A 16910-nucleotide genomic window follows, 5' to 3' on the forward strand; every position below is an offset into this window, starting at 1 on the left:
GAATTTGCGCAACTTATTATTACCTTACTAAAAATATGTGTTCTTGAGATGTGTTTTTCTTGAAAACAGCATGTTAATCATCACATAATTTTGGTTATAAGCATATGCTTATGACGTCTACGGCAAGGTCGTCAGCGTTTGCGCAACACCACCGCTGAATACAAAAATACAATAAAGAAACAAAGGACTTTTTATGAGCAACTTTAACCCGTCGCGGCGCCGCTTTATCAAAAGCGCCGTGATTGCGGGGGTCTCCGTATACCTCGCTCCACTGTACAGCCGTGCCTACGCCGCGCTGTTCGAGCAAAAAATCCTTCAGTCTCCGAACTGGGATGCCCATGAAAAGCGTATTCGCTTTCGCATCGATGGCCGCGCCAAGGTGATGGGGCAGAAGGTGTTCGCCCGCGACATTCGCGCGGTCGATATGCCGCACTGGCCGCAACAGCAGGCGCACGCTTTTATTTTACGTGTCACCAAGGCTGACCGGCTGTTCGAGGGCATCGATCTCTCGTTGCTGGGGGATGACCTGCAGCCCGACCGGCTGGTAACGGCAGATGATTTGGCGCGTGACGGCCTGGCCTTCCCGGCATTCTATGGCGACGACATGCTGCTGCCGATCGGTAAAACTCCGGCCTATCTGGGCCAGGCGGTGGCGATCCTGATTTATCACGATTTCGCCCGTTTCCGCTTTGCCAAAGACAAGCTGAAATTCCGTGAAGAAACTCTCAAGTACGGGGCGGAGACCGGCCCGCTGGAGCGGGATCCCTGGGGCACTTTCCGCTATGTACGTGTGGGGGGCGATAAGCCGTTCGACGACGATCGCTTCTCCAGCCTGAAAGACACGCCGATTTTCCCGGTTTCGATGAAGAAACACCTGCCGGTCTGGCCGGAAGGCCGCGAAGGCGGCAAGCTGGATCAGGAAGGGATGTATTACGCCGGGATGATCGCCAATGAGCTGCAAACGCCGCCGGAAGACTGGCTGGTGATGTCGCGCCGCTATACCACGCAGTCCGTCGATACCTCGGCGCTGGAGCCGGATAACGCCAACGGCTGGTATGATGCCACGACGCAGACTCTGCATTTGGTGGTGCCGACCCAGTCACCACAGGAAGTGGCCGACGAAATGCCGCGCATGCTGGCCAAACACAATCCGCCGGTGAAACAGCTGATTCTGCACCCGTGCTACACCGTGGGTTACGGTTCGAAAGATCACTATAACTTCCCGTACTACGGCGCGGTGGCGGCGATGTACGGCGACGGACACCCGGTACGCCTGGCCAATGACCGTTTCGAACAGTTCCAGACGGCGCTGAAGCGCCATGCTTTCGACATGAATTACCGCATTGCGGTCAACCGTCAAACCGGTGTCTTGCAGTCATTCCACGGTGAGATGACGGCAGACGGCGGTGGCCGCAGCAACTTCACGCCGTCGGTGGTGATGGTGGCGGCGACGGCGGCACAGTCGATTTACTACTTCCCGAAAAGCGATTTGTCATCGGTGGGGTTGGCTTCGCGCGCCATTGATGCCGGTTCGGCACGCGGCTACGGCACGCTGCAAAGCATGGCCGCTACCGAGATGATGGTGGATGAACTGGCTGCCGAGCTGAAGATCGACCCGATCGAATTCCGTTTGCGCAACGTGCTGAAATCCGGCATGAAAAATACCCAGGGCGCTATCCCGGCCGGGGCCATTCGTGCCGATGAAGTGTTGGAAAAGGCAGCCAGGCATGAGATGTGGCTGCAACGTGCCCAGCGCAAGGCGGAGTTTGAGAGCAAGCACCCGGGTAAACGTTATGGCGTCGGCTTTGGCTGCGTGCAAAAAGACTTCGGCACCGGGGCTGAGACCTCGTTTGCCCGCGTCGAGCTGGGGGAAGACGGGCGCATCATGCTGCATCACAGCGGTGCCGAAATGGGAACCGGCATGTCGACCTCACAATCGGTGCTGTGCGCACAGTGGCTGGGTAAACCGGCGGATGAGGCGCACTTCTCGGTGACCGACTGGTCGGTACTGCCGATGGTCACCAGCGGCGATCCTTACATCATGTCGCAGGCCGAACAGGACAAGTTGCAGGCCAACCCGGCCTGGACGCCAAGCTATTGCTCACCGTCCAGCGCCAGCAACTCGGCATTTTACTTCTCCCACAGCACGCGTGAAGCGGCGCGGCTGATATTCGATCACGGCCTGTGGCCGGCGGCGATGGCTATTTGGCAATCCGGCCCCGGTGGCGGCCAGGCTGCGCCATTGGTAGTGCGCAGAGAAGACGCCCGCTGGGTAGAAGGCGGCCTGACCGCGGCCGGCATGGAAGTGCTGAGCCTGGAGCGGCTGGCGAAACAAGCCTACCAGATGGGCGGTATCACCGGTGCAGCGGTACACGTATTTAACCGCTGGCAGTGGGCGGAAGCGGACTTCACCCTGAGCGGCAAAAGCGAGCGTCTGCCGATTGACGGGTTGGCGGTGCGCAATGCCAATGGTGAGTTTAAAACCTTGCCGCGCAGCCAGGCCTACTATCCACCGACCCAACGCAATAACGCGGCGGTCACCTATTACAGCGCCGTCGGGACCCTGGCGGAAGTGGCGGTGGATATCGCTACCGGTCAGGTGGAACTGCTGAACCACCATTCAATCATGGAGTGCGGCAACCTGATTGTGCCGGAACTGGTTTCCGGCCAATTGCAGGGTGGCCTGGCGATGGGGATTGGCCATGCGCTGCACGAATATTTACCGCTGTACGAAGACGGGCCCGGTAACGGTACCTGGAACTTTAACCGTTACCACCTGCCGCGCGCCAGCGATGTGGCGGTCTGGAAACAGACCGATGACATCCTGCCCGCGCTGTCGGAAACCGATCCACCCAAAGGCATGGCCGAAGTGGTGATGATCCCGGTAGTGGCGGCACTGGTTAACGCTATCGCCGACGCTACCGGCCACCGTTTCCGTGATTTGCCCGTTCGTGCAGAAAATATTCGTGAGGTATTACAATGAGCATTAAAACCCAGCCAATTTCCCTGACCATCAATGAAAAGCAGTACGGCCCGATCGAAGTGCCGGAAGGGCTGATGATGATCGACTTCCTGCACGAGTACCTCGACCTGACCGGCTCACGTCTTGGTTGCGGGCAGGGGATCTGCCACGCCTGCGTGGCGATTGTCGATCACCCGAGCGGCACCAGTGAGGAAGTGCGTACCTGTATCACCGGCGCGCATTTCTTCAGCGGCAAGAAAGTGCGTACCGTCGAAGGCCACGCCAAGGTGGATGAGCAGGGCGAAGTGGTCGAGCTTTCGCCGATCCAGCAGGCTTTCCTGGAGCATTACAGCTTCCAGTGCGGTTACTGCACGCCGGGCTTTGTTAACGCCGCCACTATTTTTGTCGAGAAACTCAAGCGGGAGCCGATTGCCCGCGATCAGCTGGAAAGTGCGATTGAACAGGCGCTGGACAGCCATATCTGCCGCTGTACCGGCTATGTGCGTTACTACGAAGCGGTACGCGACGTGGTGCTGAAAACCCCAGGTCTGGTGAAGGAGACGGCGCAATGAAAAAACGTCTCGCACTGCTGATCCTGCTGGTGGTGATTATTGTCATCGCCGTGCTGTGGTGGCGTGAAAATCGCCATTACGACGGCCCGGTACAGAAGGTCACCGCCAGCACGGAACAGGTTGCCCGGGGCCGCTATCTGGCTCAGGCCGCCGACTGCGCCGCCTGTCATACCGCCAGTGGTGGCGCGCCAATGGCCGGTGGTTATCCGCTGGATACGCCGTTCGGCACTATCTATGGCAGTAACCTGACGCCTTCGGCCGATCAGGGGATTGGTCGCTGGACCAAGGACGACTTCTTCCTGGCGGTGACTCAGGGTGTGGCACCGGGTGGCCGTCATCTGTATCCGGCGATGCCTTATACCTCGTATAAAGGGATGTCGCGTCAGGATGCCGATGACATCTATGCCTATCTGATGACCCGTCCGGCGGTGGATGTTGCCATTCCGGAAAACGCCATGCCGTTCCCGTTTAACCAGCGCATGGCGCTGATTGGCTGGAATCTGTTGTTCCGTAGTCAGGATCCGCTGCCGGCCAGTTCGCAGGGGGCTTCGGCGCAGTGGCAACGCGGTCGTTATCTGGCGGATACGCTGGGCCACTGTGGGGAATGCCACACGCCACGCGGTATGCTGGGGCAAATGGATCTGAGTAAACCTATGCAGGGCGGTGATCTTGGGCGCTTTATGGCACCGAATATCACTCCGCACGGGTTGGCACAGCGTGGCTGGACGCCGGAGGATCTGAACCGTTTCCTCTCCACCGGTTTGGCGCCGCAGGGCTCCGCCTTTAGCGAGATGCATATGGTGGTGGATCTCAGCACCCGTCATCTGACACCGGAAGACCACCAGGCGCTGGCGACCTATCTGATGGGTGAGCAGCCGCCGGCGGCTGTGCCGGTTAAAATCGGTCAGGGCAGCGATGCCGGGCGCATCAGCTATCAGGATCAGTGCTCCGGTTGTCATGCGCGTGAAGGCCAGGGTAAGCCTCATGTGGCGGTCGCGATGCGTGATAACGCTACGCTGCGCCAACCGGACGCTAAAAACCTGATTGTCTCGATACTGGACGGTTTACCGGCACAGCAATTCCCTAACGGCGAGAGCATGCAGAGTATGCCGGCCTTTGGCGAACGACTCGATGATGCACAGGTGGCGGAGCTGGTGAACTATCTGCGTGTGACCTGGGGCGGGTTGCCGGCGGATGTGACGGCTGAGCAGGTGAAAGCGCTGCGTAAGTAAGGTTCAATGAAAAAATGGCTCGGTATACCGAGCCATTTTTTATTAACGATTATCTGCCGGGGGTTCACCCAATACCGGCATTCCTTCCTCATCCCATTCCAGCGGTTTAATCCGTGTATGACGATTTGGGTCATAGAGCGGATCCCCCTCGATCTCTGTGTAATTACGCGCATGGTAAACCAAAATATCTTGCCCCTGTTCATCCAGGGTAAAGCTGTTGTGCCCAGGGCCGAACTGGCGGTTTTTTACGCTGGTGCGAAACACGGGCTGGTCGAGCTTATGCCATTGGGTGGCATCGGTAATGTCGCTGTCGATATCGGCCCACAGCAGGCCGAGGCAATAGTTCTCGTCGGTCGCGCTGGCGGAGTAACTGATAAATATCTTCTGGCCATGGGTGATCACCGCCGGCCCTTCATTGACCGAGAACCCGACGGTTTCCCAAGGGAGTTCCGGTTGGCTGAGCATCACCGGTCGGCCCTTCAGCGTCCAGGGATCCTCCATCTCGGCCAGATACAGGTTGGAGTTGCCGGGGATCGTTGGATCCTTCTGCGCCCAGAGATAATAGTGTTGGCCACGATGTTCAAAATGGGTGGCGTCGAGGGAGAAACTGTCGATATGGGTGTAAATTCGACCTTTTTCCTCCCACTCTCCGGTCAGTGGGTTGGCTGCACTGCATTCCAGAGCAAACATTCGGTGCTGGAACAGGCCATTGGCAATCTCCGGGCTATGGGCTGCGGCAAAGTATAAATACCATTTGCCGTTAATAAAGTGCAGTTCCGGCGCCCAGATCAAATGGCTCATTGGCCCCTGCTGTGGTTTTCGCCACACCACCGTCGGGCTGGCTTGCGCCAGTTCGCTGAGGCTACGCGCGCGCCGAAGTTCTAACCGGTCATATTCCGGTACCGAGGCGGTGAAGTAGTAATAGCCATCGCTGTGGCGCAGAACAAATGGGTCGGCCCGCTGTTCAATCAAGGGATTAGGGTAGTCGCGCATCGCAGGCTCCTTACGGGGTTCGGGTTTTTAGTTGCTGTTCAGAGTAGTCGGTTAGCTCGCGGTAATTAATGCGTCGCTTTTCCAGGTCGATCTGAATCTGGCGCATCAGTTGGCGATCAACCTTCAGCAGGCGTACCACGCCGGCAGTGATCAGATATCCGATACCGGGGATCACGGTGAACAACAGCACGATGCTGTTAAGTGCTCCGGCGCTTTGGCTGGCCGCATCCGCCTGATAGCCGGACAACGACATCAGGAAGCCCACCATGGCACCGGCCACCGCCAGCCCGACTTTAAGGAAGAACAGGTTGCCGGAAAAACTGATGCCGGTGATGCGCTTGCCGGTTTTCCATTCGCCGTAATCGTCCACGTCGGCCATTAACGACCAGTGCAGCGGCGAAGGGATCTGATGCAGGATATTCAGCAGGAAATAGGCGGCGACTATCAGCGAAGTAACCTGAGGGTTGAGGAAATAAAAGCCGCACGAAAACGCCGCCAGCAAAATATTGGTCCAGAAGAACACTTTCAGTTTGCAGAAGCGATCGGTCAAGGGCTTGGCCAACGCGCTGCCAACCATCATGCCCACTACGCCCAGCGCGATAAACAGGCTGGCGAAGGAGGCGGATTGTTGCATGACATAGGTGACGTAATACATGGTGGCGGCCATGCGGATAAAACCGGGGCAGACGTTGCAAAACGTCAGCAGCAGAATGCGCACCCACTGATCGTTTTTCCATACGTCTCTCAGATCGGATTTAAGGGCGTCATGGGTTGGCACTGCCGGACGTATGCGTTCTTTAACCGTAGCAAAGCAGAATAGAAACATGAACAGGGCAATCAGTGCCAGTACACCCATTGCCATCTGATAGCCACGCGCCTTGTTTGCGCCGCCAAACCATTCGGCCATGGGCAACAGCGTCAGGGACAGGATCAGGGTAGCGATGCCGACCAGGATAAACCGGTAGGACTGACAGGAGACCCGTTCGTGCGGATCGGCAGTAATCACGCCGCCCAGCGAACAGTAGGGGATATTGATTGCCGTGTAGGTCAGCGACATCAGGAAGTAAGTGGCGAAGGCGTAGACCACTTTACTGTTGTAGCTCCATTCCGGCGTTGTAAACATCAACACGCTGAATAATACATACGGCAGGGAGATCCACAGCAACCAGGGGCGAAAGCGGCCCCAACGGCTTTGGGTGCGATCGGCTATGGCGCCCATAATCGGATCGGTGATGGCATCCAGCACGCGGACTGACAGCAGCAGCACGCCGACCAATGCGGGAGTCAGACCGTAGATATCGGTATAGAAATAGTTGAGAAACAGCATAATCGCGCCGCCGATCATGTTGCAGCCGGCATCTCCCATGCCGTAGCCAATTTTTTCTTTTATTGATAGGGCGTTGCTCTTCATGGACATTTTCTCCGCACCGGCAAAGTCTGACTGAGTGGCAACGATTATTGTCCCGGTTGGCGGCGAGTTATCAGAAGTGAATGGTTGTAGAGATGGACAAATCAACCGTGGCGGGGAAACTGTGAGCCAGCTTGCAGAATAGAGCGGCAATAAAAAGGCCCACAGTTTGCACTGCGGGCCTTGTTTTTTTTGTTAATTAACCGCGGCCGGCTGCGTTTACGGCACGCTGGCTGCGCTGTTTAACGGCATAGCCGATGCCTAAAATGGCGACCCAAACCGGAATCAATAACACCGAGATTTGAATGCCCGGCGTCAGGTACATAATCACCAGGATCGCGGCCATAAATACCAGACACAGATAGTTGCTGAACGGATACCAGAAGGCCTTGAACTTCGGTTCAACGCCTTCGCGGTTCTTGGCGGCGCGGAACTTCAGGTGCGCCAGGCTGATCATTGCCCAGTTGATCACCAGTGCCGACACCACCAATGCCATCAGCAGTTCGAAGGCACGGCCAGGGATCAGGTAGTTAATCAGTACGCAGAACGCCGTGGCAGTGGCGGAGACGGCAATCGCAATGACAGGGACGCCGCGACCGTCGACTTTCAGCAGGCTTTTCGGCCCGTTGCCCTGCTTTGCCAGGCCGTACAGCATGCGGCTGTTGCAGTAGACGCAGCTGTTGTATACCGACAGCGCGGCGGTCAACACCACCACGTTCAGCACCGTTGCAACCAGGTTGCTGTTCAGCGCGTGGAAGATCAGTACGAACGGGCTACCGCCTTCAACCACTTTGCCCCACGGGTACAGCGACAACAGAATGGTCAGTGAACCGATATAGAACAGCAGAATACGGTAGATCACCTGATTGGTGGCTTTGGGAATGCTTTTCTGCGGATTGTCGGCTTCTGCCGCGGTGATGCCCACCAACTCCAGTCCACCAAAGGAGAACATGATCACCGCCATCGCCATCACCAGTCCCATGACGCCGTTCGGGAAGAACCCGCCCTGCGCCCACAGATTGGTCACGGTGGCTTCCGGGCCGCCCATGCCGCTGAACAGCAGGTAGGCACCGAACACGATCATGCCGATAATCGCCACTACCTTGATGATGGCGAACCAGAACTCCATCTCGCCATACACCTTCACGTTCGCCAGGTTGATGGCATTAATCGCCAGGAAGAATACGGCTGCCGATACCCAGGTCGGGATCTCCGGCCACCAGTACTGCACATAGATCCCTACCGCGGTCAGTTCCGCCATGGCAACCAGGACGTACAGCACCCAGTAGTTCCAGCCGGAAGCGAAGCCGGCGAAGTTGCCCCAGTATTTATAGGCGAAGTGACTAAAGGAACCGGCCACCGGCTCTTCGACCACCATTTCACCCAGTTGGCGCATGATCAGAAATGCGATAAAGCCGCCAATGGCATAACCGAGAATGACCGAAGGGCCGGCCATCTTTATTGTTTGCGCGATGCCGAGAAATAGCCCGGTACCAATAGCGCCCCCTAGTGCAATAAGCTGAATATGGCGGTTTTTAAGGCCGCGTTTCAGCTGGTCGCCATCATGCTGTTGACCATCCATCAATGAAACCCTCTGTCGTTGCAGAATTACTCACATGCTGTAAAGCAGTGGTTACGATGTGTGTTTTGTTTTATTTACGGCGTTATATCTATTAATTCCACGGAGCCGCTACCGTTTGGCAAAGAATAATGTTATGTGCGCCAGTTTGCACCTGCTTTATGTGGTGAGTGATTAAGATTTCAGCAGTTTAGGAAACAAAATGCGGGTTGTGTGACGACAGGGGGGATTCAATGCATGAAATAAGCATTAACTCACATAATGCGCAAAAATAATTTAGCTCTGACGGTGGGGGGATGGCGAAGTATTAACCGATTAAAGGCATCTTATGCGACGAAAATAGCCATTCATTTAAGCTTAATAAACATGCAATAAAACTCTGCCTTAGATGCTTCAGTCTGCCTGACGGCAGGTTTCGCAAAAGTTAAATCAAAAACCTACCTCGTAAATGGTATTACCAAGCGTGCGTTAGCGGTTTGCAGCAGGTCTGGTATTGAGGTGTTAAAATGTGCGGGTAACCTGATTTCGATCAAGGCCCATATGGACAGGAGGTGAATACTTTGTTACTTTACCGTCACGTTTTTGAAATTGGTATTACCAATTGACTCCGCGCCATTCGCAGAGAAGAAATCACCCATGGCCTACAGCAAAATCCGCCAACCCAAGTTGTCAGACGTTATCGAGCAGCAGCTCGAACATCTGATCCTCGAGGGAACACTGCGTCCAGGCGAAAAACTGCCCCCGGAGCGTGAACTGGCGAAACAATTTGATGTTTCCCGCCCTTCTCTGAGAGAGGCTATCCAGCGCCTGGAAGCCAAAGGGCTGCTCCTGCGCCGTCAGGGCGGTGGCACCTTTGTACAAACTAATCTGTGGCAGAGCTTTAGCGATCCGCTGGCTGAACTGCTGGCCGACCATCCTGAATCACAATTCGATCTGTTGGAAACCCGTCATGCTCTCGAAGGCATTGCTGCCTATTACGCGGCATTGCGCGGTACCGACGAAGATCTGGCACGCATCCGCGATTGCCATATGCTGATTCAGCAGGCCCAGGACAGCGGCGATCTCGACGCCGAAGCCGACGCGGTCATGCAATACCAAATCGCCGTGACCGAAGCTGCCCACAACGTTGTGTTACTGCACCTGCTGCGCTGTATGGGGCCGATGCTGGAACAGAACGTGCGTCAGAACTTTGAATTGCTCTACTCGCGCCGTGAGATGTTGGCAAAAGTGAGCAGCCACCGCGCCGGAATTTTTGAGGCGATTGTGGCACGCGAGCCAGAAAAAGCTCGTGAAGCCTCGCACCGCCATTTGGCGTTTATCGAGGAAATCTTGCTGGATCTCAGTCGGGAGCATACCCGACGCGAGAGATCGCTGCGGCGTCTCCAGCAACGCAAGGATTAAGAGCGGTTCTCTTCAGGGCACACCAGCCTGCGGGGTTTGCGTTCGAAGTGCTTAATTAAGCATTTAAGTAAGCGGCAACTAAACTGATGGGCCTGTCTTCGTGTGTTTTGTCTCAGAACACAGGAAGACAGGCTCCAAAACAAACCATTAGACAGATAAGGAATACCACCATGTCAGAACGTTTAAACAATGACGTGGATCCGATCGAAACCCGCGACTGGCTGCAGGCGATCGAATCGGTCATCCGTGAAGAGGGTGTTGAGCGAGCTCAGTTTCTGATTGATCAGGTTCTGGGTGAAGCCCGTAAAGGCGGTGTTAGCGTTGCAGCCGGTGCTGCGGCTCACAACTACGTCAACACCATCGCGGTGGAAGACGAACCTGCTTACCCTGGTAACCTGGATCTTGAGCGTCGTATCCGCAGCGCTATTCGCTGGAATGCGGTAATGACCGTTCTTCGTGCTTCCAAAAAAGATCTGGATCTGGGCGGCCACATGGCTTCCTTCCAATCTTCTGCGACCTTCTATGAAGTCTGCTTCAACCACTTCTTCCGTGCACGCACCGAACAAGATGGCGGCGATCTGGTTTACTTCCAGGGCCACATCTCTCCGGGCGTTTACGCACGTGCCTTCCTTGAAGGCCGCTTGACCGAAGACCAAATGAATAACTTCCGTCAGGAAGTTCACGGCAAAGGCCTGTCCTCTTACCCGCATCCTAAACTGATGCCGGAATTCTGGCAGTTCCCGACCGTTTCTATGGGCCTGGGCCCAATCAGCGCCATTTATCAAGCGAAGTTCCTGAAATATCTGGAACACCGTGGCCTGAAGAACACCTCTGCTCAAACCGTTTATGCCTTCCTGGGCGACGGCGAGATGGATGAGCCGGAATCCAAGGGCGCGATCACCATCGCTACCCGTGAGAAGCTGGACAACCTGGTCTTCGTCATCAACTGCAACCTGCAGCGTCTGGACGGCCCGGTTACCGGTAACGGCAAGATCATCAATGAGCTGGAAGGCATCTTCGCTGGCGCAGGCTGGCAGGTACTGAAAGTGATCTGGGGTGGTCGTTGGGATGAACTGCTGCGTAAAGATACCAGCGGCAAGCTGATCCAGCTGATGAACGAAACCCTGGACGGCGACTACCAGACCTTCAAATCCAAAGACGGCGCTTACGTACGTGAGCACTTCTTCGGTCGCTTCCCGGAAACGGCTGCGCTGGTCAAAGATATGACCGACGAAGAGATCTGGGCGCTGAACCGTGGCGGTCACGATCCGAAGAAAGTCTTTGCTGCACTGAAAAAAGCGCAGGACACCCAAGGCAAACCAACCGTTATCCTGGCCCATACCATCAAAGGTTACGGCATGGGTGAAACCGCGGAAGGTAAAAACATTGCTCACCAGGTGAAGAAAATGAACATGGAAGGGGTTCACCACTTCCGCGATCGTTTCAACGTGCCGGTTGCCGATGCTGACATCGAAAAACTGCCGTACGTCACCTTCGAGAAAGATTCCGAAGAGTACAAATACCTGCATGAACGCCGTCAGGCACTGGCAGGCTATGTGCCTACCCGTATGCCGAAGTTCACCGAGAAGCTGGAAATGCCGGCTCTGGCAGACTTCAGCTCCTTGCTGGAAGAGCAGAACAAAGAAATTTCTACCACCATCGCCTTTGTGCGTGCCCTGAACGTGATGCTGAAGAACAAGTCGATCAAAGATCGCCTGGTTCCAATCATTGCCGACGAAGCTCGTACCTTCGGGATGGAAGGTCTGTTCCGTCAGATCGGTATCTACAGCCCGAACGGCCAGCAGTACACTCCGCAGGACCGTGAGCAGGTTGCTTACTACAAAGAAGACGAGAAAGGCCAGATCCTGCAGGAAGGTATCAACGAACTGGGCGCAGCCTCTTCATGGTTGGCCGCAGCGACTTCCTACAGCACCAACAATCTGCCAATGATCCCGTTCTACATCTACTATTCGATGTTCGGTTTCCAGCGTATCGGTGATCTGTGCTGGGCAGCGGGCGACCAACAGGCGCGCGGCTTCCTGGTAGGCGGTACTTCAGGCCGTACCACCCTGAACGGTGAAGGTCTGCAGCACGAAGACGGCCACAGCCACATCCAGTCCCTGACTATTCCTAACTGTATCTCTTACGATCCAGCTTACGCGTACGAAGTGGCAGTGATCATGCACGACGGTCTGGTTCGCATGTACGGTGATGCGCAAGAAAACGTCTACTACTACATCACCACGCTGAACGAAAACTACCATATGCCGGCTATGCCGCAGGGTGCAGAAGAAGGTATCCGTAAAGGTATCTACAAGCTGGACACTCTGGCAGGCAGCAAAGGCAAGGTTCAGTTGCTGGGTTCAGGTTCTATCCTGCGTCACGTTCGTGATGCGGCGAAGATCCTGGCTGACGATTACGGCGTGGGTTCTGACATCTACAGCGTGACCTCCTTCACTGAACTGGCGCGTGATGGCCAGGATTGTGAGCGTTGGAACATGCTGCACCCAACCGAAACTCCGCGCGTACCTTACATCGCTCAGGTGATGAACGAAGCGCCGGCGGTTGCGTCTACCGACTACATGAAACTGTTCGCAGAACAGGTTCGTACTTACGTTCCAGCCAGCGACTATCGCGTTCTGGGTACTGACGGCTTCGGTCGTTCAGACAGCCGCGAAAACCTGCGCCACCACTTTGAAGTTGATGCTTCTTACGTTGTGGTTGCTGCACTGGGTGAACTGGCTAAACGCGGTGAAATTGAAGCTTCTGTGGTAGCTGATGCGATTAAGAAATTCGACATCAACCCAGAAAAAGTTAACCCGCGTCTGGCATAAGAGGTACTGAAGAATGTCTATCGAAATTAAAGTACCGGACATCGGTGCAGACGAAGTGGAAATCACCGAAATTCTGGTGAAAGTGGGCGATAAAGTTGAAGCTGAACAATCGCTGATCACCGTTGAAGGTGATAAAGCTTCCATGGAAGTCCCATCCCCGCAGGCGGGTGTGGTTAAAGAAATCAAGGTTTCCGTCGGTGATAAAACCGAAACCGGCAAACTGCTGATGATCTTTGAAGCAGAAGGGGCGGCTCAGGCCGCACCAGCAGCCAAGGCTGAAGAAAAACCGGCCGCAGCACCTGCTGCTGCACCGGCTGCCGCTGCTGCCAAAGACGTTGCGGTACCGGACATCGGCGCTGACGAAGTTGAAGTGACCGAGATCCTGGTGAAAGTGGGCGACAAGGTGGAAGCCGAGCAGTCCCTGATCACCGTTGAAGGCGACAAGGCTTCAATGGAAGTGCCGGCACCGTTCGCAGGTACCGTGAAAGAGATCAAAATCGCCACCGGCGACAAAGTCACCACCGGTTCTATGATCATGGTGTTCGAAGTGGCTGGCGCCGCTTCTGCTGCTGCTCCGGCTGCGGCACAAGCACCGGCTGCCCCAGCGGCACCGGCGGCTTCTGCTGCCAAAGACGTTGCAGTACCGGACATCGGCGGCGACGAAGTAGAAGTCACAGAAGTGATGGTTAAAGTGGGCGACAAAGTTGCCGCTGAGCAGTCACTGATCACCGTTGAAGGTGACAAGGCTTCTATGGAAGTGCCGGCACCGTTCGCAGGTACCGTGAAAGAAATCAAAATCAGCGCCGGCGATAAAGTAAAAACCGGTTCCCTGATCATGGTCTTCGAAGTAGAAGGCGCTGCGCCTGCTGCCGCTCCTGCCCAAAAAGCAGAAGCTGCACCGGCTCCGGCTGCAAGTTCTGCACCGGCCCAACAGGCTGCACCGGCTGCCAAAGGCGAGTTCGCTGAGAACGACGCTTATGTGCACGCTACCCCGGTCATCCGCCGTCTGGCGCGTGAATTCGGCGTAAACCTGGCGAAAGTGAAAGGCACCGGTCGTAAAGGCCGCATCCTGCGCGAAGACGTTCAGACTTACGTGAAAGACGCGGTCAAACGTGCAGAAGCGGCTCCGGCTGCTGCTGCCGGTGGCGGTCTGCCAGGCATGCTGCCATGGCCGAAAGTGGACTTCAGCAAGTTCGGTGAGATCGAAGAAGTTGAACTGGGTCGTATCCAGAAAATCTCTGGTGCCAACCTGAGCCGTAACTGGGTGATGATCCCGCACGTGACTCACTTCGACAAAACCGATATCACCGATCTGGAAGCTTTCCGCAAGCAACAGAACGAAGAAGCGGCCAAGCGTAAGCTGGATGTGAAGTTCACCCCGGTGGTGTTCATCATGAAAGCCGTTGCCGCTGCTCTGGAGCAGATGCCACGCTTCAACAGCTCTCTGTCCGAAGATGGCCAGAAGCTGACGCTGAAAAAATACATCAACGTGGGTGTGGCGGTTGATACGCCAAACGGTCTGGTGGTTCCAGTGTTCAAGGATGTGAACAAGAAGAGCATCACCGAACTGTCCCGCGAACTGATGGCTATCTCCAAAAAAGCTCGTGACGGCAAGCTGACCGCAGGCGAAATGCAGGGTGGGTGTTTCACCATCTCTAGCCTGGGCGGTATCGGGACGACTCACTTCGCACCGATTGTGAATGCACCGGAAGTGGCCATTCTGGGCGTCTCCAAGTCTGCTATGGAGCCGGTCTGGAACGGTAAAGAGTTCGTGCCGCGTCTGATGATGCCAATGTCGCTCTCCTTCGACCACCGTGTGATTGACGGTGCAGATGGTGCGCGCTTTATTACCATCATCAACAACATGCTGGCAGACATCCGCCGTATGGTGATGTAATGAAAAAAGGGCGCAGCATGCTGCGCCCTTATCGCTTCAGTAGCAGTTTTGTCGGTTTTTGCACGACTCGACAAAATTGTTGAGACACGGGTCACTCGAACACGCTTTGCAGATTATTAACAATTCTGTAAACTGCTGTCGGTGTAAGCGTCCCGGTGGATGAAGGGCGTTATGAGATCGATTAGCTATAAAAATGACGTCTGACCCGCCGGACAATCAATTAAGAGGTCATGATGAGTACTGAAATTAAAACTCAGGTCGTGGTACTTGGGGCGGGCCCGGCAGGTTACTCTGCAGCCTTTCGTTGCGCTGACTTAGGTCTTGAAACCGTTCTGGTTGAACGTTATTCCACTCTGGGCGGGGTTTGCCTGAACGTGGGATGTATTCCTTCCAAAGCCCTGTTGCACGTTGCCAAAGTGATCGAAGAAGCCAAAGCGCTGGCCGAACACGGCATCGTTTTCGGCGAGCCGAAAACTGACATCGACAAAGTGCGCGTCTGGAAAGAAAAAGTCATCAATCAGCTGACCGGCGGTCTGGCTGGTATGGCTAAAGGCCGTAAAGTGAAAGTGGTTAACGGCCTGGGCAAGTTCACCGGCGCTAACACCCTGGTTGTTGAAGGCGAAAATGGCCCAACCACCATCAACTTCGACAATGCCATCATTGCCGCAGGTTCCCGTCCGATCCAACTGCCATTCATTCCTCATGAAGACCCACGCGTGTGGGACTCTACCGATGCACTGGAACTGAAAACTGTCCCAGAGCGTCTGCTGGTTATGGGCGGCGGCATCATCGGCCTGGAAATGGGCACCGTATACCATGCGTTGGGTTCACAGATTGACGTGGTCGAAATGTTTGACCAGGTGATCCCGGCTGCTGACAAAGACGTGGTGAAAGTCTTCACCAAACGCATCAGCAAGCAGTTCAACCTGATGCTGGAAACCAAAGTGACCGCGGTAGAAGCCAAAGAAGACGGCATCTACGTCACTATGGAAGGCAAAAAAGCGCCTGCAGAACCACAGCGTTACGACGCGGTGCTGGTGGCTATCGGTCGTGTGCCGAACGGCAAACTGCTGGAAGCGGGTAAAGCCGGTGTTGAAGTTGACGAGCGTGGCTTCATCAACGTCGACAAACAGCTGCGCACCAACGTGCCGCACATCTTCGCTATCGGCGACATCGTCGGTCAACCGATGCTGGCGCACAAAGGCGTGCATGAAGGCCACGTTGCCGCTGAAGTTATCGCCGGCATGAAGCACTACTTCGACCCGAAAGTGATCCCATCGATCGCGTACACCGAGCCGGAAGTTGCCTGGGTGGGTCTGACCGAGAAAGAAGCGAAAGAGAAAGGCATCAGCTACGAAACTTCCACCTTCCCGTGGGCAGCTTCCGGCCGTGCTATCGCTTCCGATTGTGCAGACGGCATGACCAAACTGATCTTCGACAAAGAAACTCACCGTATCATCGGTGGCGCGATTGTCGGCACCAACGGCGGCGAGCTGCTGGGTGAGATCGGTCTGGCTATCGAGATGGGTTGTGACGCAGAAGACATCGCGCTGACTATCCATGCTCACCCAACCCTGCACGAATCTGTAGGTTTGGCGGCTGAGATCTACGAAGGCAGCATCACCGACTTGCCTAACCCGAAAGCCAAGAAGAAGTAATTCTGCTGGTTTGAACGGTTGATAAGCGGCTCCTGAAAAGGGGCCGTTTTTTTATGGATGACGTTCAGTAAAAGGCCGCTCAGTGAGCGGCCAGTAGCTTACTTGTTCTGGAATATCACATTCAGCGTCAGGTTGTTACCGTTAACCGACCAACCCCCTTTGCTCACGCCAAACGCCGATCCCAGTACAATGAGCAGGATAAACATAGAACTCCCTTTCATTGCGCGATCCCTGTGGAACCACGACCACCGCGACTTCACCGGAAAAATCCCGGCGGAACAAGCGCTCGGTAGCGCCTGTATCGCAGTAGTTGCAGCACTGTTCTCAAGCCCGATGACCGGCTGCTAAACCGGCAGAACAGACCCATCGAGAGA

General features: G+C 55.4%; 11 protein-coding genes. 7 read left to right on the top strand and 4 right to left on the bottom strand.

Going from position 1 to position 16910, the window contains the following annotated elements:
- Nucleotides 1–193 precede the first annotated feature (193 nt).
- The 3 genes from FCL49_RS18070 to FCL49_RS18080 are packed head-to-tail and all read left to right on the top strand — an operon-like array spanning nt 194 to nt 4766.
- Entirely contained in the window at nt 194–2983 is a 2790-nt protein-coding gene (locus FCL49_RS18070) for a xanthine dehydrogenase family protein molybdopterin-binding subunit (RefSeq protein WP_174354601.1), read from the top strand.
- Nucleotides 2980–3534, top strand: a complete 555-nt coding sequence (locus tag FCL49_RS18075) for a (2Fe-2S)-binding protein (protein WP_174354602.1) — start codon at nt 2980–2982, stop codon at nt 3532–3534. The genes FCL49_RS18070 and FCL49_RS18075 overlap by 4 nt, the downstream gene beginning before the upstream one ends.
- The gene (locus tag FCL49_RS18080) at nt 3531–4766 is read left to right on the top strand and encodes a cytochrome c (protein WP_174354603.1); all 1236 of its coding nucleotides are present in this window, start codon (nt 3531–3533) and stop codon (nt 4764–4766) included. Before FCL49_RS18075 ends, FCL49_RS18080 begins: the two co-directional genes overlap by 4 nt.
- 42 nt (nt 4767–4808) lie before the next feature.
- Here FCL49_RS18080 and FCL49_RS18085 read toward each other — a convergent pair whose 3' ends face one another.
- The 3 genes from FCL49_RS18085 to FCL49_RS18095 all read right to left on the bottom strand — a co-directional run bounded on the left by FCL49_RS18085 (nt 4809) and on the right by FCL49_RS18095 (nt 8749).
- Nucleotides 4809–5759: a glycoside hydrolase family 43 protein gene (locus tag FCL49_RS18085; RefSeq protein WP_174354604.1), complete on the bottom strand. Its 951-nt coding sequence runs from the start codon at nt 5757–5759 to the stop codon at nt 4809–4811.
- Between the two features lie 10 nt (nt 5760–5769).
- Nucleotides 5770–7170 carry a glycoside-pentoside-hexuronide (GPH):cation symporter gene (locus tag FCL49_RS18090; RefSeq protein ID WP_174354605.1) on the bottom strand — a complete coding sequence of 467 codons (1401 nt, stop codon included), beginning with the start codon at nt 7168–7170 and terminating at the stop codon, nt 5770–5772.
- A gap of 196 nt (nt 7171–7366) precedes the next feature.
- Nucleotides 7367–8749: an amino acid permease gene (locus tag FCL49_RS18095; protein WP_174354606.1), complete on the bottom strand. Its 1383-nt coding sequence runs from the start codon at nt 8747–8749 to the stop codon at nt 7367–7369.
- Nucleotides 8750–9382: 633 nt separating this feature from the next.
- Here FCL49_RS18095 and pdhR point away from each other — a divergent pair.
- The 4 genes from pdhR (at nt 9383) to lpdA (ending at nt 16536) form a co-directional block, all read left to right on the top strand.
- Nucleotides 9383–10147 (top strand): pyruvate dehydrogenase complex transcriptional repressor PdhR, encoded by a 765-nt coding sequence (gene pdhR, locus FCL49_RS18100; protein ID WP_012146714.1) that lies wholly within the window; start codon nt 9383–9385, stop codon nt 10145–10147.
- 170 nt (nt 10148–10317) lie between these two features.
- A complete protein-coding gene (aceE, locus tag FCL49_RS18105; RefSeq protein WP_174354607.1) occupies nt 10318–12981 on the top strand; it encodes a pyruvate dehydrogenase (acetyl-transferring), homodimeric type in 2664 nt (887 codons plus the stop codon).
- 13 nt (nt 12982–12994) lie between these two features.
- Nucleotides 12995–14878: a pyruvate dehydrogenase complex dihydrolipoyllysine-residue acetyltransferase gene (aceF, locus tag FCL49_RS18110; RefSeq protein WP_135317980.1), complete on the top strand. Its 1884-nt coding sequence runs from the start codon at nt 12995–12997 to the stop codon at nt 14876–14878.
- A 233-nt stretch (nt 14879–15111) separates the two neighbouring features.
- Nucleotides 15112–16536 carry a dihydrolipoyl dehydrogenase gene (gene lpdA, locus FCL49_RS18115; protein ID WP_012146711.1) on the top strand — a complete coding sequence of 475 codons (1425 nt, stop codon included), beginning with the start codon at nt 15112–15114 and terminating at the stop codon, nt 16534–16536.
- Between the two features lie 98 nt (nt 16537–16634).
- On the opposite strand, the gene FCL49_RS24785 is transcribed toward lpdA, so the two are convergent.
- Complete coding sequence (locus FCL49_RS24785) at nt 16635–16757, bottom strand: hypothetical protein (protein WP_255212238.1); 123 nt, start codon at nt 16755–16757, stop codon at nt 16635–16637.
- Between the last annotated feature and the right edge of the window lie 153 nt (nt 16758–16910).

The sequence above is a fragment of the Serratia proteamaculans genome (genome assembly GCF_013337185.1).
In the GTDB taxonomy this organism is placed as follows: Bacteria; Pseudomonadota; Gammaproteobacteria; order Enterobacterales; family Enterobacteriaceae; genus Serratia; species Serratia proteamaculans_D.